A 21675-nucleotide genomic window follows, 5' to 3' on the forward strand; every position below is an offset into this window, starting at 1 on the left:
CAAAGCCCGAACGGGCCTATGCTCAGAACAGCCCGCCGTTCAGAACAGGCGGGTGAGCAGGTAGAACGCGGCGCCCACGGCGGCGCTGGCGGGAATGGTGATGAACCACGCCACGACCACGCGCGTCGCCACGCCCCAGCGCACCGCGCTGGCGCGGCGGGCCGCGCCGGTGCCGACGACGGAGCCGGTGATGGCGTGCGTGGTCGAGACCGGAATGCCCATGGCACTGGCGCCGAACACCACGATCGAGCCGGCGGTGGAGGCGCAGAAGCCGGTGTGATGATTGAGCTGGGTCAGTTTGCTGCCCATCGTCTGGATGATCTTCCAGCCGCCCGAGAGCGTGCCCAGCGAAATCGCGGCGTAGCAGGCGATCACGACCCATTCGGGCACGTGGAATTCGCCTTTCAGCGTGCCCGTGGAATAGAGCAGCACCGCGATGATCCCCATCGTCTTCTGCGCGTCGTTGCCGCCGTGGCTGATCGAATAGGCCGCGCTGCTGACCAGGTGGAGCGACTTGAACACGCGCTCCGCCCGGCGCGGCTGGTATCCGCGGAACAGCCAGCTGGTGATCAGCACCATCAGCATGGCCAGCGCGAAGCCGATCATCGGCGACAGGAAGATCGCGACGATCGTCTTGCTGGTGCCCGAGCTTTCCACTGCGCCGAACCCGCCATGCATGATGCCCGCGCCCAGCAGGCCGCCGATCAGCGCGTGGCTGGACGAGGAGGGAATGCCCTTCACCCAGGTCAGCACGTTCCAGAACATCGCGCCGATCAGCGCGCCGAACACCACCGCCGGCGTCACCACGTCCTTGTCGATGATGCCCTTGCCCACCGTTTCGGCGACGTGCAGGCCCACCATCCAGTAGGCCACGAAATTGCCGACGGCGGCGAACAGAACCGCCTGTACCGGCGAAAGCAGCCGCGTGGAAACCACCGTGGCGATGGAGTTGGCCGCGTCATGCAACCCGTTGAGGAAATCGAAGGCCAGCGCCAGCGCGATGAGGCCGACCAGCAGCGGAAAGGCGATTTCGTGCATGGTGCGCGTTCCCGGCCGGCCGATCAGGCGTGGTCGATGACGAGGGCGTCGATCTCGTTCGCGACATCCTCGAACGCGTCGGCGATCTTTTCGAGGTGCTTGTATATTTCGCGCGAGACGATGAAGGCGACCAGATCGCCATCGCCGCGCCGGGTGATGAAGTTGGCCTTCAGCCCCGCCTGGTGAACAAGGTCCACTGCGCCTTCCAGCTTGACGATGCGCTCCGTCAACTGGTGCAGGCGCGCGCCGTTGCGTTCCACGTCGCGCAGCAGCGGCATCGCTTCCGCGATGAGGTCGCAGGCTTCGACGATCTTGTCGGCCATGGCCTGCATTTCCGGCTCGAACTTCGCGACTTCGTAAAGCTCGATGGCCGATGCGGCGGCCTGCATTTCGTCGATCGTATCGTCCATGGCGGCGATCAGCGAGGTGATCGCGCCGCGATCGAACGGCGTCAGGAACGTGCGGCGCACGGTGTAGAGCACTTCGCGGATGATATCGTCCGCCTCGTGCTCGCGCTTGCGGATCGTGGCGATGTATTCCGCCGCATTGCCTTCCGAACGGGTCAGGCGCGAGAGCGCCTCGGCGGCGGCCACGAGCGTTGCGGCGTGGCGTTCGAACATGTCGAAGAAATCGCCGGACTTGGGCAGGAGGCGCTGGAACCAGCCGAACATCGCTATCGCTTCCGTAAAAAGTTCTGTCCCTGGAGCGAATCGCGGTCTGCGCGCGGTGCTCGTCGCGCGCACTAGGAGAGTTGCCCGCCTCTCTCAATATGAACGTGCCATATTGTCCACCGGCGCGGCGGCGCGCGAGCCAGCAATGTTTCCTTACACGAAGGCAAAATGGGGGCAAAAATGGCTGCCTATCCCAACGTTTCCGGCGTGAAGCGGCCCCACACCAGACAGAGTGGCAGCGCGCGGCGGACGCAGGCGGAACGTTCCCAAGACAAGTCCAGGGAGGACGTTCCAATGTTCTATCGTGTCGCGGCGGCGGTTGCCGCGCTTGCTTTCTCGGTCCCCGCGCTGGCCCAGGAAGCCCCCAAGCCCATTACCGTTTCCGGGTCTGCCGCCATCGTTTCGGACTATCGCTTCCGTGGCGTGTCGCAGAGTGACCGCGCGCTGGCCGTGCAGGCCGGTCTGACCGTGTCGCACGAAAGCGGCCTCTATGTCGGCACTTGGGCCTCCAACCTTTCGGGCTGGGGCACCTTCGGCGGTTCCAACACCGAACTGGACATCTACGGCGGCTACAAGATGCCGATCGGTGGCGTCACGGTGGACGTGGGCCTGACCTGGTACATGTATCCGGGCGGCGCGGACAAGACCGACTTCGCCGAGCCTTACGTCAAGCTTTCGGGCACCGTCGGCCCGGTCAGCCTGCTGGCGGGCGTTGCCTATGCGCCCAAGCAGGAATCGCTGGGCCGCTGGTATCTGAGCGGGGCGTCCTACGCCACCGGCGTGCCCGATGCGCCGGGCGCCAAGTCGGACAACCTCTACGTCTGGACCGACGCCAGCGCGGCGATCCCCAACACCCCGGTCACGCTGAAGGCGCATGTCGGCTATTCGGACGGCAACGCCGGCCTTGGTCCCAACGGCACCTCGGTCGCGCCCACGGGCAAGTATGCCGACTGGATGCTGGGCGCCGATGTGGCGGTCGGCCCGGTGGTGCTGGGCGTGGCCTATGTCGATACCGACATCAGCAACAAGGAAGCGCTCTACCTCCAGCCGAACTTCTCGCAGACCAAGAACGGCTCCTCGATCGCCGGCGCGGCGGTGGTGGTTTCGGGCACCGTTGCCTTCTGACCGCCTGACGATCGGACTTTTTCCGCATGCATGAGCCTGCCGCCTGCCCCCTCATCGGGGCGGCGGCCTTTTTTTGGTACGTCAGCAAATGCGGCGCGTGGGAAGCCCACCCCGCTGCGACTAACGCCTCCTGCGGCGGCGCAAGTCTCGCTCCCCTCCCGCTTGCGGGAGGGGCTGGGGGTGGGACCACCCTCTCGGTAGCAGCGCGCAGATCGTCTTTTCCTGATCGATATTTTCAGCATAGTGAAAAAGAATGCAGCATTCTGAAAATCACAGCCAGCCGATCCGCTTGAAACGATACCAGAGCCCGCCGCAGACCGAGAGGATCACGCTCCAGACCAGGAAATAGCCGAAGCGCCATTTCAGCTCGGGGATATATTCGAAGTTCATGCCATAGATGCCGGCAATCGCGGTGGGCACCGCCAGGATCGCGGCCCAGGCGGCGAGCTGGCGGGTCATCTCGCCCTGGCGGTGCTGTTCCAGCAGGCTGGCGGTCTCGACGATCGCCGCCAGCGTTTCCTTGACGCCGCGCACCCGCGTCAGCGCACGGTGCACATGGTCCAGCACATCGCGGAACCAGATGCGCGCCGCCGGATCGATCGTCGGCAGGTCCGCCTCGACCAGCCGCGCGCACATTTCCTGCATCGGCCCGATCACCCGTTCGAACCGGCGCAACTGGCGGCGCAGGCGGAAAATGCGGCGGATCGTGGCCGGGCCGGGGAAGGTTTCGATCGCCGCCTCCTCCATGTCCTGCGCCACGTCTTCCAGCCCATCGGTGATCGGCTGGTAGCCATCGACGATAAAATCGAGAATGGCGTGCAGCACGTAGTCCGGCCCTTCGGCGAGCCGTTCGGCGCTGGCCTCCAGTTCCTGGCGCAGCGTCAGGTGCGCGCGCGTGCTGCCGAAGCGCACCGAGATGATGAAGTCGGCCCCCAGGAAGAACGCGGTCTGGCCATAGGAGATGATCTCGCCATCGTGCAGGCTTGCCGTGCGCGCCACTGCGAACAGCTGCTTTCCGTAGGCCTCCACCTTGGGCAGCTGGCGCGGATTGAGCGCATCTTCCACCGCCAGCGGATGCAGCCCGTATTGCCGGCGCACCCGCTCCATCTCCTCCACGGTCGGTTCGCACAGGCCGATCCAGTCGAACGTCTGGGGCGGCAGCGGCGCGCGTGGCACGCCATCGAGCACGATGTCGACTTCGTGGGCCTGGCCCTGGCTGTAGCGGCGGGACGCAATGATCGGCATGGGCCTGCTTGTGGCAAAGCCCGCAGTCGCGCGCAATCGCCCCGGGCTGGTCCATCGCGGCGGGCCGAGTCGGCAAGCCGCTGAAGGCGCGAATCGGGCTGGCAATTCGCGGGGATTGCGATAGGTTCGGTTGCAATCAGAAACTGGAGGGGTTTGGAATCATGGGTGCAGCCGCGTTGAAGCCGGAAGGGCAGACGGAAAGACCGGCGACCAGCGCGACGCCGGACGTCGACGTGGCGATCGTCGGTGCCGGCCTTTCGGGCATCGGCATGGCCGCGCACATGCAGATGATGTGCCCCGGCAGCAGCTATGCCATCCTCGAGCGGCGCGAACAGATCGGCGGCACCTGGGATCTGTTCCGCTACCCCGGCATCCGTTCCGACAGCGACATGCACACGCTGGGCTTCATCTTCGAACCGTGGAAGCACGAGAAATCGATCGCGGATGGCCCGGCCATCCTCGACTACCTGAACCGCATCGCCGACGAGCGCGGCATCCGCCGGCATATCCGCTTCGGCACCAAGGTGCTGTCCGCCGACTGGGACAGCGCGCGGGCGCTGTGGACGGTGAAGACCGAGGACGAGGCGGGCACCCGCCGGAGCGTGACCGCCCGGCTGCTGTACCTGGGTTCGGGCTATTACGATTACGACACCCCGCATGATGCGCAGTTCGCCGGCCGCGAGGACTTCAGGGGCACGATCATCCATCCGCAGTTCTGGCCGCGCGATCTCGATTACGCGGGCAAGCGCGTGGTGGTGATCGGTTCGGGCGCGACGGCGGTGACGATCGTGCCGTCGATGACGCACAAGGCCGCGCACGTCACCATGCTGCAGCGCACGCCGACGTGGTACGCGATCCGCCCTGCGCGCGATGCCCTGGCCAACGCGTTGCGCCGCATCCTGCCGGAAAAGGTCGCCTATGCGATCACCCGCTTCAAGAACGTGCGGCTGCAGAACCTGGTGTTCAAGCGCGCCCGCAGCCAGCCGGAAAAGGTCAAGGACTACCTGACCAAGAAGATCAAGGCGGCGCTCGGCGACAAGTACGATGCCAAGACCTTCACCCCGCCCTACGATCCGTGGGACCAGCGCCTGTGCCTGGTGCCCGATGCCGACATGTTCGAGGCGATCAAGGCGGGCAAGGCCGATATCGTGACCGATCACATCGACCGCTTCGACGCCACCGGCATCCAGCTCAAGTCCGGCCGCCATCTCGATGCCGACGTGATCATCACGGCCACCGGCCTGCGCCTGACCATGGGCGGCAAGATCGCGCTGAGCCTTGATGGCGTGCCGATGAACTTCGCCGACCATTTCTACTACAAGGGCTGCATGTTCTCGAATGTGCCCAACCTGGTGGCGGTGTTCGGCTATCTCAACGCCTCGTGGACGCTGCGCGCGGACCTCATTTCCGATTACGCCTGCCGTTTGCTCAACACGATGAAGGCAAAGAGCGCGCACGTGGCGACGCCGGTGCTGGCGGCCGATCACGGGCTGGTCGAGGACAACGTGTTCGATTTCTCGTCGGGCTATCTCCAGCGCGCGCTGACTATCATGCCCAAGAGCGCGGCCGCGCTGCCCTGGCGGCTCAACCAGGATTACGTTTACGACAAGGCGTGGATGAAGGCCTCGCCGATCGAGGACGGCATCCTGGCGCTCGGCCGCGCGCAGCCGGCGGCGCAGGCGCAGCCCCAGCTCGAAGCGGCCGAATAGCGATCGTCGGCTCCGGACCCGCGCGGCCTTTGGGGCATCGCGGCCGGGGCACGCTTGCACTGGCGCGGGTTTGCGGTATCGGTTCTTCCCGATGACCAACGAAACCCGCATCTGGACCGCCGCGCTGATCGTGATCGGCGACGAAATCCTGTCTGGCCGCACGCAGGACAAGAACATCGCGCAGATCGCCACCTGGCTGGGCGTGCAGGGCATTCGCCTGCGCGAAGTGCGCGTGGTGCCCGATGTGATGGATGCGATCGTGGAGGCGGTGAACACGCTGCGCGCGCGCAACGACTATCTGTTCACCACCGGCGGCATCGGCCCCACGCACGACGACATCACCGTGGACGCGGTGGCGCAGGCGCTGGGCGTGGACGTGGAAATCCACCCCGATGCGCGCAAGGTGCTGGAGGATTATTACGCCACCCGCGGCGGGCTGAACGAGGGCCGGCTGCGCATGGCGCGCGTGCCGGCGGGGGCGAACCTGATCGAGAACCGCATGTCGGGCGCGCCGGGCATCCGCATCGGCAACGTGTTCCTGATGGCCGGGGTGCCGCACATCACCGCGCAGATGCTCGACGGGCTGACGGGCACGCTGGAAGGCGGGCTGCCGCTGCAATCGGCAACGATCGGCTGCTGGGTTCCCGAAAGCGAGATCGCCGAGCTTCTCAGCAAGACCGATAGAGCGTTCGACGGGTGCCAGATCGGCAGCTATCCGTTCTTCCGCGAAGGCCGGGTGGGCGCGAACTTCGTGATCCGGTCGACCGATACCGCGCAGCTCGAAGCCTGCGCGGCGGCGCTGATCGCCGGGCTGGAAGCGACCGGGCGGGAAGCGGTGGCAGGCGGCATTTGACCGTTCGCCGCGCGGGCGCCGTGGCCGTGCTGGCGGCGGCGTCGATGGCGGGATGCTCCCCCACGCTGCACCGTTTCGAAGCCACGCTGGCCGCGCGCGACAGCGCGACGCAGGCGCTGGGCGAATGGTGCGCGGCGCGCGGTATCGCGCAACCGGCGACGATCCGCGCCATGGCGGACCGGGATGCGCGCGATGCGCCATCGCCCGCCGTGCGCAAGGCGCTGGGGGTGACGGCGGACGAGCCGGTCGCCTATCGCCATGTCCGCCTGGCCTGTGGTGGAACCGTGCTGTCCGATGCGCGCAACTGGTACGTGCCGGCGCGGCTGACGCCCGCGATGAACCGCACGCTGGAGACGACCGACATGCCGTTCGGCAAAGTCGTCATGCCGCTCGGGTTCCGGCGCGAACGGCTGGAGGCGCGGCGTGGGCGGGCGGCGGAATGCCCTGCCGGTACGGTCCTGTCGCACCGCGCGGTCTTGCGTCTGGGTGGGGGAACCGCGATCAGCCTGGTCGTGGAATGCTACACCCGCGCCAATCTGGCGCCGGTCAGAACAGCGCGCTGAGGTTGAACGAGACGTAGCGCGTGGTCCGCCCCGGCGGCGCGTTGGGCGCGTCGGTCAGAAAGCGGCCCTTGGCCAGCAGCACGCCATCCAGTTCCAGCCGCAGATGGCGCGGCAGCAGCCAGTAGCGCAGCCGCGCGTCGAACTGGTGCCCGGCGAAGGAGCCCGACCGGCCGCTGGCATCGCGCACGCCAGTGGTGGCGAAACTGTCGCGCGAGTCGGCCAGCCACATCGGATGATAGGTCGCCAGCAGGTCCAGCCGCCGGTCGGACGCGGTTTCCAGCCGGATTCCGGGCGTCATTATATTGGCGCGCGTGACCGCGTTGTAGATGCCTGAAGGCGCGAAATCGCCGCGCCGCATCCCGAACAGCGTATCGAAACGGCCATAGCGGCCACCACTGCCCGCGCCGCTGGCATAGTCGAACTCGATCGACAGGCGCGGGCGCCACGGGCCGGCGAACGTGTAACCCGCATCGGCATGGAAGAACGTGGCGCGCACCGGCAATTCGGGCGCGGTGGCGGCCAGCGAGGTGCGGGTGTGCCCCCACTGGACCATCACCTCCGCCTCGCCATCGGCATGGCCGGGGCGCGGATCGGCGATCGCGCGCGCGCTCGCCGTGCTCAGCGACCGGTCGCGGGTAGGACGGCCGGGGGCGTCGCGTTCGCCGAAATGGAAGAAGCCCAGCTCAGCCGTGACCGGGACCGCCGCGCCCGCGCGCGAGACGGAGCGGCTGACGATCCCGCCCCACAGCACCGCGTCGAAGCTTTCGCGGTCCAGCTCCACCTTGCCGCTGCGCAGCGATGCCGCATCGTCGGGCAGGCGCATCGCCGGCAGGGCATAGATCAGCGTGGCCTGCAAGCCGCGCCGCCCGGCGATGTCCACGCGCACGCCGGTATTGCTGTTGACCGTGTTGCGGTATTCGTCGGCCGCGATCAGTCGGCGCGATCCCAGCGCCAGGGTGAAGCGCCCGCCCTGCACCGAAACCTTGGTGCCCGGCCCCAGTACAGGCCCCAGATCGTAGCCGACGAAGGCCTGCACCGGTTCCAGCGTGTTCACTTCGCTGGTGGTCACGGGGGTGCCCGGATCGGCGTTCCACACGCGGCTGTCGTGGATTTCGGTGACCACGCGAAACGACCCGCTGCGATATTGCGCCAGCACCTGCGTGCGCAGGTTGACCAGCGTATCGCTGCTGTCGAAGCCGGGGCGCGCCTGACCGTCGATCGCCTCCACGCGCAAGCGCACGTTGCCGGTTACGCGCAGACCGTCATCCGCTTCCGCCGCGCGTGCGGGTGCCGTCACGGACGCCGTCATCGCGATAGCCATGGAGGCGGTGGACGCTCGCCGCCACAGCGGCCTGGTCCTTCCGGACAGTGTGATCCCCAACGCGCGGCCCCTCCCGCATCGCGCGATTCGCGATAGCGCGCGTTAGAGCGGGGGCGGTCAGCCGGTCAATCTGCCGAAAGATCAATCGTCCCGGGCGAACGGATCTTCCCCGGCGCCGGTCCAGACGCCCGCCTGCGCCTCGACATAGGCTTCCAGTTCGCGCCAGTGCCGGTCCCAGCCGGGGCCGCGCCGGGCAGGGGGTACTTCAGCCTCCACCATGGCGCGGGCGCGCCGCACGGGATTGCCGGCCGGGTCGGAAGGCGGATTGCTGCGAAGCGGATCGTCGGCCATGCGCGCCTCCTGCACCAGCGCCGCCGGCAAGGATAGCGCGCTTGCGAAAAAAGCCGTGGCGTCGTTTGCCAATGTAACGCGCAGGCGGCCCACCCCGCTGCGACTAACGCCGTCTGCGGCGACGCAAGTCTCGCTCCCCTCCCGCTTGCGGGAGGGGTTGGGGGTGGGCAGCGCGCCATCGGTGGCGGATACTATGATCGCCACGAAAAAAGGCCGGGGAGACGTGCCCCCCGGCCTTTTTCGCGATTGGTCAGGATCGGCCGGAAATCAGCCGCCGTGCACCTGCGCGACGTCGATCTTGAGGCCCGGGCCCATCGACGAGGACAGGCCGACCTTGCGGACGTACTTGCCCTTGGCGCCAGCCGGCTTCGCCTTGACGATCGCATCGACGAACGCGTCGAAGTTGGCGCGCAGCGCTTCGTTCGAGAACGAGAGCTTGCCGATGCCGCCGTGGATGATGCCGGCCTTTTCGACGCGGAATTCGATCTGGCCGCCCTTGGCAGCCTTGACCGCTTCGGCAACGTTCGGCGTGACGGTGCCGAGCTTCGGGTTCGGCATCAGGCCCTTGGGGCCGAGCACCTTGCCGAGGCGGCCGACGATGCCCATCATGTCGGGCGTGGCGATGACGCGACCGTAGTCGAGGTTGCCGGCCTGCATGTCTTCGAGCAGGTCTTCCGCACCCACCTTGTCGGCGCCGGCGGCGAGAGCGGCTTCGGCCTTGTCGCCACGGGCGAACACGGCGACCTTCACGTCCTTGCCGGTGCCCGAGGGCAGCGTGACCATGCCACGAACCATCTGGTCGGCGTGGCGCGGATCGACGCCGAGGTTCAGCGCGACTTCGAGCGTCTGGTCGAACTTGGCGCTCTGGAGGTCCTTGAGAAGCTGGATCGCTTCGTCAACGCCATAGAGCTTCTGGTTGTCGCCCAGCTTTTCCGTGAGCGACTTCTGCTTCTTGGTCAGGTTCACCATGGGATCAGCCCTCCACAACCTGCAGGCCCATCGCGCGCGCGGAGCCTTCAATGATCTTCGTCGCCGCGTCGATGTCGTTCGCGTTCAGGTCCTGCATCTTGGCCTGGGCGATTTCGGCGAGCTGCGAGCGCTTGATCGTGCCGGCCGATTCCTTGCCCGGCGTCTTCGAGCCGGACTTGAGACCGATGGCCTTCTTGATCAGGTAGGTTGCCGGCGGCGTCTTGGTGACGAACGTGAACGAGCGATCCGCATAGACCGTGATGATGGTCGGAAGCGGCATGCCCTTTTCGAGTTCCTGCGTGGCAGCGTTGAACTGCTTGCAGAATTCCATGATGTTCACGCCGCGCTGGCCCAGGGCCGGGCCGATCGGCGGTGCAGGCTTGGCATCGCCGGCGGCGACCTGCAGCTTGATGTAACCTTCGATTTTCTTGGCCATTGCTGGCCTCCTTTCTTCCTGTCGGAGACCGGAAGTTCCGGCTCCTCAGAGTGAGCGGTCAGACGAGGGCGAACCCTCTTCCGCACGGATTTCCGGATGCCCGGAAGCGCGCGCACCTAGCGCAAATGGCGCGAAATGCAAGGGGATTCGGGGTGGGGACGCGGCATGCCGCGCTTCACGGCAGCGCGTTGGCGGCCCCCAGCACCGTCGCCATGGCAGCCGCCGCGCCGCGCACGCTGGCGTCTTCGGCCACGTCGATCCATTCGCTCGGCGCGTGCGCACCGCCGCCATCACCGCCCGCGCCAATGGCGATGGCCGGAATCCCGAGGTTCATCGGCACGTTGGCATCGGTCGACAGGGGCTCGAAGTGCGGCGCGAACCCCTCCGCCCGCGCCGCCGTTGCCGCGATCACCGCAAGCGGCGCGGTTTCGGGCGTGGTGCCGGCGGGGCGATTGCCGATCGGCTTGAAGGTCACGGCGATCCGGCCGCCGTCGGTCGATCGGGCGCGGTTCTCCTCGTCCACCGCCGCCGTGGCGATGGCATGGAGCGCGGTATCGATGCGGTCGATTTCCGCCGGCGATTCGGAGCGGATGTCGACATCGAGGAAGACTTGCGCCGGGATCGTGTTGACCGAGGTGCCGCCACCCACGACGCTGGCGGAATAAGTGGTGCGCGGCTGCGCGGGCACAGGGATGCCGTAAAGCCCGGTCACGGTGCGCGCCAGCGCCGCCAGCGGGTTGACGATGCCGAACTTGTCGAAGCTGTGCCCGCCCGGTCCGTCGAACACCAGGCGCCAGCGCCGCGATCCCACTCCGCGCGTGGTGATCCAGCCCGCGCCCGCGCCATCGATGGTGATGAACCCGGCCGCCTGTTTCGCGCGCGGGTCCTGCGCGAAGAAATGGCGCATCCCGCGCAGATCGCCCGGCCCTTCCTCGCCCACGTTGGCGATGAACACGATATCGCGTTCGGTGCGGATGCCGGCCTTGTCCATGGCGCGGACCATCGCCAGCATCACCGCCAGGCCCAGAGTATCGTCGCCGATGCCGGGCGCCATCAGGCGGGTGCCTTCGCGGCGGACTTTCACGTCGGTGCCGGCCGGGAACACGGTATCGAGATGCGCGGCCACGATCAGCGGCGCAAGCGCGGGCGTCGTGCCCCGGCGCGTGGCGATGACGTTGCCGATGCCGTCGATTGCCGCATCGGGCAGGCCGCCCGCGCGCATCATCGCGGCCATGGCGTGGCCGCGCGCCTCCTCGCCGAACGGCGGCGCGGGAATTTCGGTCAGGGTGACGATATCGTCGACCAGCCGGGCATGATCCGCGCGCAACGCCTCCCGCGCGGCGGCGAACCGGGGCGAGACCAGCAGGCGTTCAAGTTCTCTGGCCAGTTCCCCGGGCGCTTTGGCGGCGGAAGCGGGAACGGGGGCAGGCCGGCGTGGTGCGGCGCTTTCCGCGACCGGCGCGGATGCTGCCGCCAGCGCGAGGATCAGGGTGGTCAGCAACGGACTCTCCGGTCAGCGGCCAGCGCGCGGCGAAAGCGCGCCGGTCCGGCCTGCCGGCGCGTCCGTGGAATTACTTGACCAGTTCGACTTCCTCAAACGCCAGTTCGACCGGCGTGGCGCGGCCGAAGATCGACACGGCCACCTTCACGCGCTGCTTTTCGAAATCGAGTTCTTCCACCGTGCCGTTGAACGAGGCGAACGGGCCGGCGTTGACCTTGACCGAATCGCCGATCTCGTAATCGACTGCCACGTTCTTGCGCGGTTCGGCGGCGGCCTGTTCGCGCGCGCCGAAGTAGCGGGCGGCTTCCTTGTCGGAAATCGGCTGCGGCTTGTTGTTGGTGCCGAGGAAACCGGTGACCTTGGGCGTGTTCTTGACGAGGTGGTAGATGTCGTCGTTCATCGCCAGCTTGGCCAGCACGTAGCCGGGCATGAACTTACGTTCGACCTGCACCTTCTTGCCGCGCTTCACCTCGGTCACGGTTTCGGTCGGCACTTCCACCGCCTCGACCAGTTGCGACAGGCCGATCCGTTCCGCTTCGGCGAGGATCGAATCGCGCACCTTGTTTTCGAAACCGGAATAGGCGTGGATGATGTACCAGCGAGCCATGGAAAATCCTTGAAGTCTTGTCAGGTGCCGAAGGGAGGCGGCAGGCTTCAGGCCTGCGAGAGCAGCCAGCGCACGACGAAGCCGAACAGGCTGTCGATACCGAGGAAGAACACCGCCAGGATCAGCATCATGATGCCGACGAAGATCGCGGTGGTGGTGGTTTCCTGCCGCGTCGGCCAGACCACCTTGCGCGCTTCCGCGCGTACCTGGTTGATGAATTCGCCGGGGCTGGTCTTCGCCATGATCCTTGCCGCTTTCGCTACCTGATGAAATCCTGTCTTCCGCCTAGGGGACATCGCCGCCCCGGACAGGTCCGGGAGGGGCAGGCGATGTTTCCGATGTCGGAAGATGGCCGATATCTAGGCGCAAGCCGGCGGATTGGCAAGAGCGGCGAGAGCGGTGGCGGATCGCGACGATTCGCGGGGCGGCGGGCGGCGGTTTGCCGGCGGCGCGATTGCATCCGGTCCGGCCCCTTCGCCGCCGTGCCGCGGGACCGGTAGGGAACGGGTCGCGCGCGTCGCCCATGCGGACGCATAAGCCTGAAAGGAAACGAAAACCTCTCTACGCCGGGGCGGAGAGGATGGCAGGAGTGGCAGGATTCGAACCCGCGGCCCTCGGTTTTGGAGACCGATGCTCTACCAACTGAGCTACACTCCTGTGCTCGGAAAAGCGCCCTTAGTGGGTTGACGGCGCGAGTGCAACCGACTCAAAGACATTTCGACGACGATGACGCCGCCCGACGAACCGATCATCCCGCCCGAGCTGCTGCTCAAGGCCTATCGCGCGGGAATTTTCCCGATGGCGGACAGTCGCGACGATCCCGAGGTGTTCTGGGTGGAGCCGCGCATGCGGGCGATCCTGCCGCTCGACGGGTTCCACCTGTCCCGCTCGCTGGCGCGCACGCTGCGGCGCGGGCGGTTCACGGTGACGTGCAACGCCGCGTTCGATTCGGTGATCGACGCCTGCGCCGCGCCGCGCCCGGATGCGGAGGAAAGCTGGATCAGCCGGCGTATCCGCGAAAGCTACCGCAAGCTGCACGCGGTCGGACACGCCCATTCGATCGAGACCTGGGCCGACGGACGGCTGGTTGGCGGGCTCTATGGCGTGGGCTTCGCCCGCGTGTTCTGCGGCGAAAGCATGTTCAGCCGGATGAACGACGCGTCCAAGGTGGCGCTGGCCTGGCTGGTGGCGGCCCTGCGGCGATCGGGCGCGGAATTGCTCGATTGCCAGTTCACCACGCCGCACCTGGCCTCGCTGGGCGCGGTCGAAATTCCGCAGGAACGATACCTCGACATGCTGCGCCACGCGCAGCGGCCTCACTCGTCGGTGCTGGCGCCAGACGGTTTCGGAGTGGCCGGCTTCGGGGTGGCGGGCTTGGGGGCGGCAGGCTTGGGAGCGGCGGGCGTTGCGGCCGGGGATGGTGCCGTGGCCGGCGCCGGCGCGGTGCTCGGCTTGCCCGCGGGCTTTGCCGCGCTGCTGGCGGAGGCGGGATCGTCTTCCTCGCCGGGGAACTTCATCGCGCAGTCCTTGACCCACACGTCATAGGCCGGGTGCTCGACGACGTTGAGCGAGGGCGAGTTCTTGAACAGCCAGCCCGAAAAGATCTTGTGCCACGCCAGCTTTTCCTGGGTGGTCGCGCGCTCTTCCACGAACAGCTGGACGAAGGCGCCGGTTTCCTGCGGGTCTTCCCACGGCGCGGTGCGCTCGCAGGTGGCCAGCTTGACGATCGCGTTGCCGATGCGGCGCGATTCGCCCGTCTTCATCACCAGCACCTGCGTGATGTTGTTGCGCTTGTTGAGGAAGCCCAGCGTGGCGACGCGGTCCTTGACCGGCGTGCCGTATTCGCTTTCGACCACACCGCCCGATCCAGCCGCCGCCGGCGCGCCGGTTTCGGTCGCTTCGGGCGGGGGCGCGGCTTCGGGCTGGCGCTGGCACCCGCCAAGACCCGCCAGCGCCGCGCAGGCGGCAAGCGGAAGCAGCGGCCGGGAAAGACGGTTCATCGGGGCCGGACGGCGCTTATTCCGGAGACCAGGCTTCGTAGTCGCCGGTCGCGGGCGCGCGCTTGCCGCCGCGTTCCAGCGCGCCCTGCGGCCGATAGGCCAGCGCGGTGCCGGTGGCGTTGGGCGTGTAGTCCGCTTCCCAGATGCGCGGCGGCGGCAGATTGCTTTCGGGCACGCCGTCGAAGCCGCCGTGGAGCCAGCCATGCCATTCGGCGGGCACGCGGCTGGCATCGTTGGCGCCATCGTAGATCACCCAGCGGCGTTCCTCGCCCGCGCGCGGATGGCCGGCGGGATAGGGCTTGCGCGAGCGGTAGTACTTGTTGCCCTGCGCGTCGGTGCCCACCAGCTCGCCCTTCAGCGAACTGTCGAGCAGGGAGCCGATGGTGGCGCCGTCCCACCAGGTGAAGATCTTGCCGAGAAAGCTCATGGTGCCGTCATCTTTCGCGAGGGTGGGGGCCGCTTAGCCCCTGAGGGGGGGATTCCGCAAGCCGGGATAGGCCCCTTTTCACGGCTTGCCCCCACGGCAAATGGTCGAAACGGCCATCGTCGGAACCGGGCGGCGGCCTGACCCTACCACTCCACCTTGTCGCCCGGTTTGATTCCCAGTTCCGCCGCGCGGCCGCCGTTCAGTTCGAGCACGCCCGCGGCGATGCCGTCCGAGGGCAGCGAGGTCAGGTCATAAGGCACCGCATTGGCGGCGATGTTGAGAATGCGCCGGTCCGGGCCGATGAAGATGATGTCGAGCGGGATGACCGTGTTCTTCATCCAGAACGCGGCGTCGCGCGGCGGGTCCATCGGGAAGATCATGCCTTCGTCCGCGCCCATCGCGGTGCGGAACATCAGGCCCTGCGCCTGCTCCTCACTGGTGCGGGCCACTTCGACGCGGAAGGTGTGCGGTCCTTTGGCCCCGTTGACCGTGAGCGTGACGACCGGCAGGCCCGAAACCGGATGCGTCGCCGGCGCCGTGGCAGCGGGCCGCGCGGCGCTTTTTCCGCCCGTATCGGCCGCAACGGGGGAGCAGCCGATCACGGCCACGGTGCACGCCAGTGCGGCGGTCTTAATCCAGAATTTCATCGACCCATTCTTCCGCTGCCTCGATGCTAGGCTCATCGACCAGTCGGCGCGCGTATGCAAGGGGGTGCCCGGCGCGCAGCAGCGCGGCGACCTGCCGTTCGCGCCGGGCCGGATCGATCTTCGGTCCATCCGTTCCCCGATCTTCGCCCCACGGGCCGAAGCGCCGCTTGCGCGCCATGACCAGCGCGGCGTGGCGGCGATCGCGCTCCGATCCGCGCGCCTCCGCGCGCATGTCCTCGGCAATGCCCGCGTGCCCCAGCGCCTGGTCGATCCGCCGCGCGCCATAGCCGCGCCGCAGCAGGCCCTGCGCCTTCGCCCGCGCATAGCCGGCATCGTCGACATAGCCCGCGCGCACGAACCGCGCGACCAGCCCGTCCACGTCGGGCGGGCTGGCGCCATCCCAGCCGCGTTCGCGCAGCTTGCGCGCCAGATAGGCGGCGAGCTTGCCCGCGCTGGTGGCGAAGCGCGCGACATAGGCGAGCGCCATCTCCTCCATCCGCGCCGGATCGAGCGGTTTGGGCGGCCGTTTGCGCCGGTCTGGAACACCTTGCGGATTCATCGCGCCACATTCGTGCCACAGTCAGGATTAAATGAGAACGTCCGCACCCGTACCCCGCGCAGGGGAACCGGGACACAGTCATGGGCCGTTCACCTGCCGGAGCAGAAACGCCCGGCAGGAAAAAGACAGAGAAACCGGGGTATCGCATGACCGTTACGGACGCCGTTGTGGAGAAGGCGGCTCTCGTTCCCACGCCGAACGACGATGCATTGCCGCGCCGCTATTCCGATTTCGACACCTTCTGCGATGCGCTGGACTATGTCGCGCAGGGCGAGAAGGGCCTCAATTTCCACGATCCGCGTGGCACGCTGACCCGCCCCTACCCTTACGCCGAACTGCGCGCCGACGCGCTGGCGGCGGCCGGCCGGCTGCTGGCCATGGGCGTGAAGCCGGGCGACCGGATCGCGCTGGTCGCCGAAACCGGCCCCGATTTCGCGGCGCTGTTCTGCGGCACGATCTATGCCGGCGCCTGGCCGGTGCCGCTGCCGCTGCCGACCAGCTTCGGCGGCAAGGACAGCTATATCGACCAGCTCGCGGTCCAGCTCGCCAGCTCGGACCCGCTGATGCTGCTGTTCCCGGGCGAAATCGCGGCCATGGCCGGCGAGGCCGCCGCGCGGCAGGGCTGCAAGGGCCTGTCGTGGGACGAATTCCACGCCGGCCCGGTTTCGGACCAGCCGCTGCCGCCGGCCGATCCCGACGCGATCTGCTATCTCCAGTATTCGAGCGGCTCGACGCGTTTCCCGCACGGCGTGGCGGTGACGCACCGCGCGCTGCTGGCGAACCTGGCCGGCCACGCACACGGCATGGGCATCACCACGCCCGACCGCTGCATCTCGTGGCTGCCGTGGTATCACGACATGGGGCTGGTCGGCTGCTTCCTGTCGCCGATCGCCAACCAGGTTTCGGTGGACTACCTCAAGACCGAGGACTTCGCGCGGCGCCCGCTTGCGTGGCTCGATCTCATCAGCCGCAATCCGGGCACCACGCTCTCCTATTCGCCCACCTTCGGCTATGACATCTGCGCCCGCCGCATTTCCAGCCAGAGCCACGTGTCCGAACGCTTCGACCTGTCGCGCTGGCGCGTGGCGGGCAACGGCGCGGACATGATCCGGCCCGACGTGATGCAGAACTTCGTCAACGCCTTCGCCGAGGCCGGGTTCAAGGCCAGCGCCTTCCTGCCCAGCTACGGCCTCGCCGAAGCGACGCTGGCGGTGACGATCATGCCGCCGGGCGAAGGCATCCGCGTGGAACTGGTCGAGGAAGAGCGCCTGTCCGGCTGCCCGCGCGACTTGTCGCGCCCCGCGCGCTACCGCGCCATCGTCAATTGCGGCGTGCCGGTGAAGGGCATGGACATCGCGATTCGCGGCGAAAACGGCGGTGCGCTGGCGCACCATCACATCGGCAAGGTGTGGTGCCGCGGCTCGTCGGTGATGCACAGCTATTTCCGCGATCCCGAATCGACCGATGCCTGCCTGGTCGATGGCTGGCTCGATACCGGTGACATGGGCTACCTCAATGCCGAGGGCTACCTGTTCATCGTTGGCCGCGCCAAGGACATGATCATCATCAACGGCAAGAACCACTGGCCGCAGGACATCGAATGGGCGGTGGAGCAGCTGCCGGGCTTCCACCAGGGCGATATCGCCGCCTTCTCGGTGGAAACCGAGAATGGTGAGGAAGCGCCGGCGGTGCTGGTCCACTGCCGCGTCTCCGACCCGGTGGAGCGGGTGAAGCTGCGCGACCAGATCCGCGAGAAGGTCCGCTCGATCACCGGCATGAACTGCGTGGTGGAACTCGTCCCCCCGCGCACCCTGCCGCGCACCAGCTCCGGCAAGCTCAGCCGCGCCAAGGCCAAGAAGCTCTATCTGGCGGGCGAGATCGAACCTTACCGGTTGGCGGCCTGAGGGCTGGAAGCGAGGGGTTCCCACCCCCAACCCCTCCCGCAAGCGGGAGGGGAGCGAGGCTTGCGCCGCCGCACGCGGTGTTAGCCGCAGCGGGGAGGGCTTTCCGCGCTCCGGGTCTGCAAGCGATACGTTCCTATTCCTCCACCCCCGCGAACCCAGGTAAATACGCCGCCTCGTGCGCGCGCACCGCGTCCAGCGCCTTGGCCAGAGCGCGGGGGTAGTGGCGGGCGATCTGCCTGGTCGACACGCGGCCGCGCAGGAAATCGGCCCAGAGGAATTCGGCATAGGGCGTGGGCGACTTGGCGTAGCCGCCGGCGCGGCGGACTTCGCCGGCCAGCGAGCGGTAAGGGTCGTCGGCCAGATCGTCGAGCCGCTTGGGCAGGGCCTTCAGCGGCTGCCGCTGCCCCTTGGCGTCATAGGGATGCAGCCAGTTGCGGTTGTCGAGGAAGGTCAGGAACCGGTCGCGCGGGAGGTGATCGAGCTTGGCGACGACGCTGACCAGCACGTGCTCCACCCCTTCGCGCAGCAGCGCGAGCGCCAGGTGATGGTGATCGATCAGCCACGGCACCTGCTTCGGCCCGATCACCACCGGGATCATGTGCCGGCCCAGGTATTCGCCGCCCGCTTCCGCCACCTGCCGCCGCCAGGCGTGCTGCTTGCGTTCGACCTCGATGAAGCCGACCGTCATCTGCGTGGGCCGCAGCCGCCGCAGTTCGACCGGATGCAGCAGCGGCTCTATCCTCTGGGCCATCGCCATCGTCATTGCTCCCGCATTGCTTGCGCCACCGCATCGGCGACGCTGAACGTACCCGTGGCGGCCACGCCGTCCAGCCCGCTGGCCGTCAGCACGGCGCGGGCGCGATCGTGCAGCCGGGCGAGGATCACGCGGCGGCCCGCCTTGCCCTCGGCGCCCACGAATTCACCCAGCGCCTCGACCGCGGTGCTGTCGAGGTCGGCGCTTTGTTCCAGGCTGAGTACGACGGTATGGGCGCCGTCGCGCGCGGCCATCCGCGCCACTTCCGCCAGCGCACCTTCGGCGTTGGCGAAGAACAGCGGCGCGTTGGGGCGGTAGATGCCCACGCCGGGCAGGCCGCGCGCATCGGCGTGCTGGCGCATGTCGACGAAATCGTGCCCGTCACCCACGCGCCCCAGCGCGCTGATGCGCGGGCGCGCATACGTGTGGAGCAGCGCGGCGACCGAGAGCGCCACCGCCGCCAGCATCCCGTTGAGCACGCCCAGCGTCAGCACGCCCAGCGCCGCGCCCACCGCGATCCACTGGTCGCGGTCCAGCCGGAACAGGCGCACGAGCGGCCCCGGCGACAGCGCGTGGGCCAGCGCGGCGATGACCACGGCGGCCAGCACCGGTTCGGGAATCGCCGCGATCAGGCCGGTGGCGAACAGCGCCAGCAGCAGCACCGCCAGCGCCGCCGTCAGCGCGGTGAGGCGCGAGTGCGCGCCCGCCGCCTCGCTCGCCGCGCCGGCGGAAAAGCCCGCGCCCACGGGCATCCCGCGCACCAGCGCCGAGGCCATGTTGGCCACCCCCAGCGCGACGAGTTCGCGGTTTGATTCGATCGCATCGCCGTGGCGCAGGGCCATGGTGCGGATCGTGCCCCAGCTTTCGGCGAAGAGGATCAGCGCGATCGGGACCGCCAGCTGCGCCATCCGCGCCCAGTCGCCCGGCGCCAGCACGGGCACGTCGAAGGCGGGCGCGCTCAGCCGGATCGTGCCCGCCAGCGCGACGCCGTGCGCCGAGAGGTCCAGCCCCACGCTGACGAGAATGCCCGCCGCCAGCACCGCCAGCGTCACCGGCACGCGCGGCCAGCGCGCCCGCACCAGGACCAGCAGCGTCAGCGCGGCCAGGCCGATCAAGGCGCTGGCGGGATTGGCCCGGCGCAGCCCGCCCGCGATCTCCGCCGCCATGGCCGCGATGTTGTCCGCCGCGATACCGGCGATGCCCAGCAGCTTGGGCAATTGCCGGATGACGATGGTGATGGCGAGGCCGAAGGCGAAGCCGCGCAGCACCGCGCGCGAGACGAAGGCGGACAGGCTGCCCAGCCGGAACAGCGCCGCGCCCAGGAAGATCAGCCCGGTCATGCCTACCAGCACCGTCGCCAGCACCGCGCGCGTCGCGGCATCGCCCGGCAGGCTGGCCAGCGCGGCGGCCAGGATCGCGGCGGACGAGGACGTGGGCGAAACGATCGCGAAGCGGCTGCGCCCGACCAGCGCATAGGCGAACCCGCCGGCGATTCCGGCGGCCAGCGCCCGCGCCGGGTCCAGCCCGGCGATGCCGGCATAGGCCACGCCTTCGGGAATCATCAGCCCCGCCACGGCCAGCCCGGCGACAAGGTCTTTCGGATCGAACCTGATCGCTGTTCCCTCCTTGGCCCCCGGTGCGCTTCATCGCTACGCCCGTTCGGGCGCAAGGTCGATACGGCTTCGCAGCCGGTGAGGCTGTGTTATTTGCATAATACAGCTTGCGTGACGGAACGGCTTTCCCCATCTATCGTGGCATAACCGCCCTCAACGAGCGAAACGACCATGGCCACGACACCCACCGAAACCATCAGCCCGATCACCCTGACCCCGCCCGATCCGGTGCCGGTCGTCGCGCCCGCGCAGGCGGCGGGCCTGGTGCCCGTGTCCGACGAGAACCGCGGCAAGCTGGAAGCCAAGGTCGATGCCTTCGTCGCCGATCTGGTCGCGCAGGACGCGGCCAGCCCCGAATTCGGCAAGCGGGTGGATCAGCTTACCAACATGGGCCGCAAGGAAATCGTGGCGGCCGCGGGCATGTCGAACCGCTTTCTCGACCGGCCGATTCGGGCGATGGACAAGGACAGCGGCGTCGGCGCCGATCTCGCCCAGTTGCGCCGGACGGTGGAGGACCTCGATCCGGGCCGGCAGGGCAATCTCTCCTCGCCGCGCAAGTTCCTTGGCATCATCCCGTTCGGCAACAAGCTGAAGAACTACTTCGACGGCTACACCTCGGCGCAGGGGCACATCAAGTCGATCCTCGACCGGCTCGCCTCGGGCAAGGACGAGCTGCTGATGGACAATGCCGCGATCGACGTGGAGCGGCAGAAGCTGTGGGAAGCCATGGGCAACCTGGAGCAGATGATCCACATCTCGAAGACGCTCGACCAGAAGCTGGAGGACGCCGCCAACGACCTCGACGCGACCGATCCGGCCAAGGCCAAGGCGATCCGCGAATCCGCGCTGTTCTATACCCGCCAGCGCACGCAGGACTTGCTGACACAGATGGCGGTGACGGTGCAGGGCTATCTCGCGCTCGATCTGGTCAAGAAGAACAACGTCGAACTGGTCAAGGGCGTCGACCGCGCCAGCACCACCACGGTCGCCGCGCTGCGCACCGCCGTCACCGTGGCGCAGGCGATGACCAACCAGCGGCTGGTGCTGCAGCAGATCACCGCGCTGAACACGACGACCGCCAACATCATCGATTCCACCGGCAAGCTGCTGCGCGAACAGACCGGCAAGATTCACGAGATGGCGGCCTCCAGCACGATCCCGCTGGAAACGCTGCAGCGTGCGTTCCAGAACATCTACGACACGATGGACACCATCGACACGTTCAAGCTGAAAGCGCTCGACGCGATGAAGCAGACGGTGACGACGCTTTCGGGCGAGGTCGAGAAATCCAAGGGCTATATCGCGCGGGCCGAAGGCGCTTCGCAGGCCAAGCTCGCCGGCCCCGAAACCTCGCCGCTGCTGAGCCTTGAAGGCTGATGGAC

At 67.9% G+C, this 21675-nt stretch carries 22 protein-coding genes, 1 tRNA gene and 1 pseudogene; 7 read left to right on the forward strand and 17 right to left on the reverse strand.

The genetic code is table 11. The features are described from left to right. Window positions 1-39 precede the first annotated feature (39 nt). Window positions 40-1038: an inorganic phosphate transporter gene (locus F1640_RS11410; RefSeq protein ID WP_124809658.1), complete on the reverse strand. Its 999-nt coding sequence runs from the start codon at window positions 1036-1038 to the stop codon at window positions 40-42. Window positions 1039-1061: 23 nt separating this feature from the next. Next, window positions 1062-1709: a DUF47 domain-containing protein gene (locus F1640_RS11415; RefSeq protein WP_124809659.1), complete on the reverse strand. Its 648-nt coding sequence runs from the start codon at window positions 1707-1709 to the stop codon at window positions 1062-1064. 294 nt (window positions 1710-2003) lie between these two features. Here F1640_RS11415 and F1640_RS11420 point away from each other — a divergent pair, with 294 nt between their 5' ends. Further along, entirely contained in the window at window positions 2004-2834 is an 831-nt protein-coding gene (locus tag F1640_RS11420; RefSeq protein ID WP_125954433.1) for a TorF family putative porin, read from the forward strand. Window positions 2835-3104: 270 nt separating this feature from the next. On the opposite strand, the gene F1640_RS11425 is transcribed toward F1640_RS11420, so the two are convergent. Beyond that, window positions 3105-4079, reverse strand: a complete 975-nt coding sequence (locus F1640_RS11425; protein WP_124809661.1) for a magnesium and cobalt transport protein CorA — start codon at window positions 4077-4079, stop codon at window positions 3105-3107. Window positions 4080-4240: 161 nt separating this feature from the next. Here F1640_RS11425 and F1640_RS11430 point away from each other — a divergent pair, with 161 nt between their 5' ends. The 3 genes from F1640_RS11430 (at window position 4241) to F1640_RS11440 (ending at window position 7204) form a co-directional block, all read left to right on the forward strand. Continuing rightward, window positions 4241-5788, forward strand: coding sequence for an NAD(P)/FAD-dependent oxidoreductase (locus F1640_RS11430; protein ID WP_194919266.1), 1548 nt, complete (start codon window positions 4241-4243; stop codon window positions 5786-5788). Window positions 5789-5879: 91 nt separating this feature from the next. Beyond that, window positions 5880-6641, forward strand: a complete 762-nt coding sequence (locus F1640_RS11435) for a molybdopterin-binding protein (RefSeq protein ID WP_194919268.1) — start codon at window positions 5880-5882, stop codon at window positions 6639-6641. Continuing rightward, entirely contained in the window at window positions 6638-7204 is a 567-nt protein-coding gene (locus F1640_RS11440) for a hypothetical protein (RefSeq protein ID WP_194919270.1), read from the forward strand. The genes F1640_RS11435 and F1640_RS11440 overlap by 4 nt, the downstream gene beginning before the upstream one ends. Here F1640_RS11440 and F1640_RS11445 read toward each other — a convergent pair. The 8 genes from F1640_RS11445 to F1640_RS11480 form a co-directional block, all read right to left on the reverse strand. Then, window positions 7188-8513 (reverse strand): alginate export family protein, encoded by a 1326-nt coding sequence (locus F1640_RS11445; RefSeq protein ID WP_255530349.1) that lies wholly within the window; start codon window positions 8511-8513, stop codon window positions 7188-7190. The two genes, F1640_RS11440 and F1640_RS11445, sit on opposite strands and share 17 nt — an antisense overlap. Before the next feature lie 153 nt (window positions 8514-8666). After that, window positions 8667-9080: a hypothetical protein gene (locus F1640_RS25265; protein WP_255530350.1), complete on the reverse strand. Its 414-nt coding sequence runs from the start codon at window positions 9078-9080 to the stop codon at window positions 8667-8669. A gap of 63 nt (window positions 9081-9143) precedes the next feature. Beyond that, a complete protein-coding gene (gene rplA, locus F1640_RS11455; protein WP_124809666.1) occupies window positions 9144-9845 on the reverse strand; it encodes a 50S ribosomal protein L1 in 702 nt (233 codons plus the stop codon). A gap of 4 nt (window positions 9846-9849) precedes the next feature. Then, a complete protein-coding gene (gene rplK / locus F1640_RS11460; RefSeq protein WP_124809667.1) occupies window positions 9850-10281 on the reverse strand; it encodes a 50S ribosomal protein L11 in 432 nt (143 codons plus the stop codon). A 175-nt stretch (window positions 10282-10456) separates the two neighbouring features. Beyond that, on the reverse strand, window positions 10457-11782 hold the full coding sequence (locus F1640_RS11465) for a M20/M25/M40 family metallo-hydrolase (protein WP_255530351.1): 1326 nt from the start codon (window positions 11780-11782) through the stop codon (window positions 10457-10459). A 70-nt stretch (window positions 11783-11852) separates the two neighbouring features. Next, on the reverse strand, window positions 11853-12389 hold the full coding sequence (gene nusG, locus F1640_RS11470) for a transcription termination/antitermination protein NusG (RefSeq protein WP_124809668.1): 537 nt from the start codon (window positions 12387-12389) through the stop codon (window positions 11853-11855). Window positions 12390-12436: 47 nt separating this feature from the next. Continuing rightward, window positions 12437-12631, reverse strand: a complete 195-nt coding sequence (secE, locus tag F1640_RS11475; protein WP_124809669.1) for a preprotein translocase subunit SecE — start codon at window positions 12629-12631, stop codon at window positions 12437-12439. A gap of 339 nt (window positions 12632-12970) precedes the next feature. After that, window positions 12971-13046 (reverse strand) — tRNA-Trp (locus F1640_RS11480). Window positions 13047-13115: 69 nt separating this feature from the next. On the opposite strand from F1640_RS11480, the gene aat reads away from it, so the two are divergent. Continuing rightward, window positions 13116-13934: a leucyl/phenylalanyl-tRNA--protein transferase gene (aat, locus tag F1640_RS11485; protein WP_194919275.1), complete on the forward strand. Its 819-nt coding sequence runs from the start codon at window positions 13116-13118 to the stop codon at window positions 13932-13934. A gap of 35 nt (window positions 13935-13969) precedes the next feature. On the opposite strand, the pseudogene F1640_RS25805 reads toward aat, so the two are convergent. From F1640_RS25805 to F1640_RS11505, 4 genes and pseudogenes are all read right to left on the reverse strand, one after another. Beyond that, window positions 13970-14389 (reverse strand): annotated as a pseudogene (locus F1640_RS25805) (DUF2155 domain-containing protein); the annotation flags it as partial. Window positions 14390-14405: 16 nt separating this feature from the next. Next, window positions 14406-14816, reverse strand: a complete 411-nt coding sequence (locus tag F1640_RS11495; protein WP_194919276.1) for an NADH:ubiquinone oxidoreductase subunit NDUFA12 — start codon at window positions 14814-14816, stop codon at window positions 14406-14408. 143 nt (window positions 14817-14959) lie between these two features. Next, window positions 14960-15463 carry a DUF192 domain-containing protein gene (locus F1640_RS11500; protein ID WP_194919279.1) on the reverse strand — a complete coding sequence of 168 codons (504 nt, stop codon included), beginning with the start codon at window positions 15461-15463 and terminating at the stop codon, window positions 14960-14962. Further along, a complete protein-coding gene (locus tag F1640_RS11505; RefSeq protein ID WP_194919280.1) occupies window positions 15447-16022 on the reverse strand; it encodes a regulatory protein RecX in 576 nt (191 codons plus the stop codon). The genes F1640_RS11500 and F1640_RS11505 overlap by 17 nt, the downstream gene beginning before the upstream one ends. Before the next feature lie 146 nt (window positions 16023-16168). Here F1640_RS11505 and F1640_RS11510 point away from each other — a divergent pair, with 146 nt between their 5' ends. Next, the gene (locus tag F1640_RS11510; protein WP_125954439.1) at window positions 16169-17926 is read left to right on the forward strand and encodes a fatty acyl-AMP ligase; all 1758 of its coding nucleotides are present in this window, start codon (window positions 16169-16171) and stop codon (window positions 17924-17926) included. A 133-nt stretch (window positions 17927-18059) separates the two neighbouring features. On the opposite strand, the gene F1640_RS11515 is transcribed toward F1640_RS11510, so the two are convergent. Next, on the reverse strand, window positions 18060-18683 hold the full coding sequence (locus F1640_RS11515; protein WP_206694670.1) for a ParB-like protein: 624 nt from the start codon (window positions 18681-18683) through the stop codon (window positions 18060-18062). A gap of 2 nt (window positions 18684-18685) precedes the next feature. Next, window positions 18686-20293 carry a SulP family inorganic anion transporter gene (locus F1640_RS11520; RefSeq protein ID WP_194921394.1) on the reverse strand — a complete coding sequence of 536 codons (1608 nt, stop codon included), beginning with the start codon at window positions 20291-20293 and terminating at the stop codon, window positions 18686-18688. A 171-nt stretch (window positions 20294-20464) separates the two neighbouring features. On the opposite strand from F1640_RS11520, the gene F1640_RS11525 reads away from it, so the two are divergent. Then, complete coding sequence (locus tag F1640_RS11525) at window positions 20465-21670, forward strand: toxic anion resistance protein (protein ID WP_124809675.1); 1206 nt, start codon at window positions 20465-20467, stop codon at window positions 21668-21670. Window positions 21671-21675 lie beyond the last annotated feature (5 nt).

This window comes from Novosphingobium sp. NBM11 (assembly GCF_015390225.1).
In the GTDB taxonomy this organism is placed as follows: Bacteria; Pseudomonadota; Alphaproteobacteria; order Sphingomonadales; family Sphingomonadaceae; genus Novosphingobium.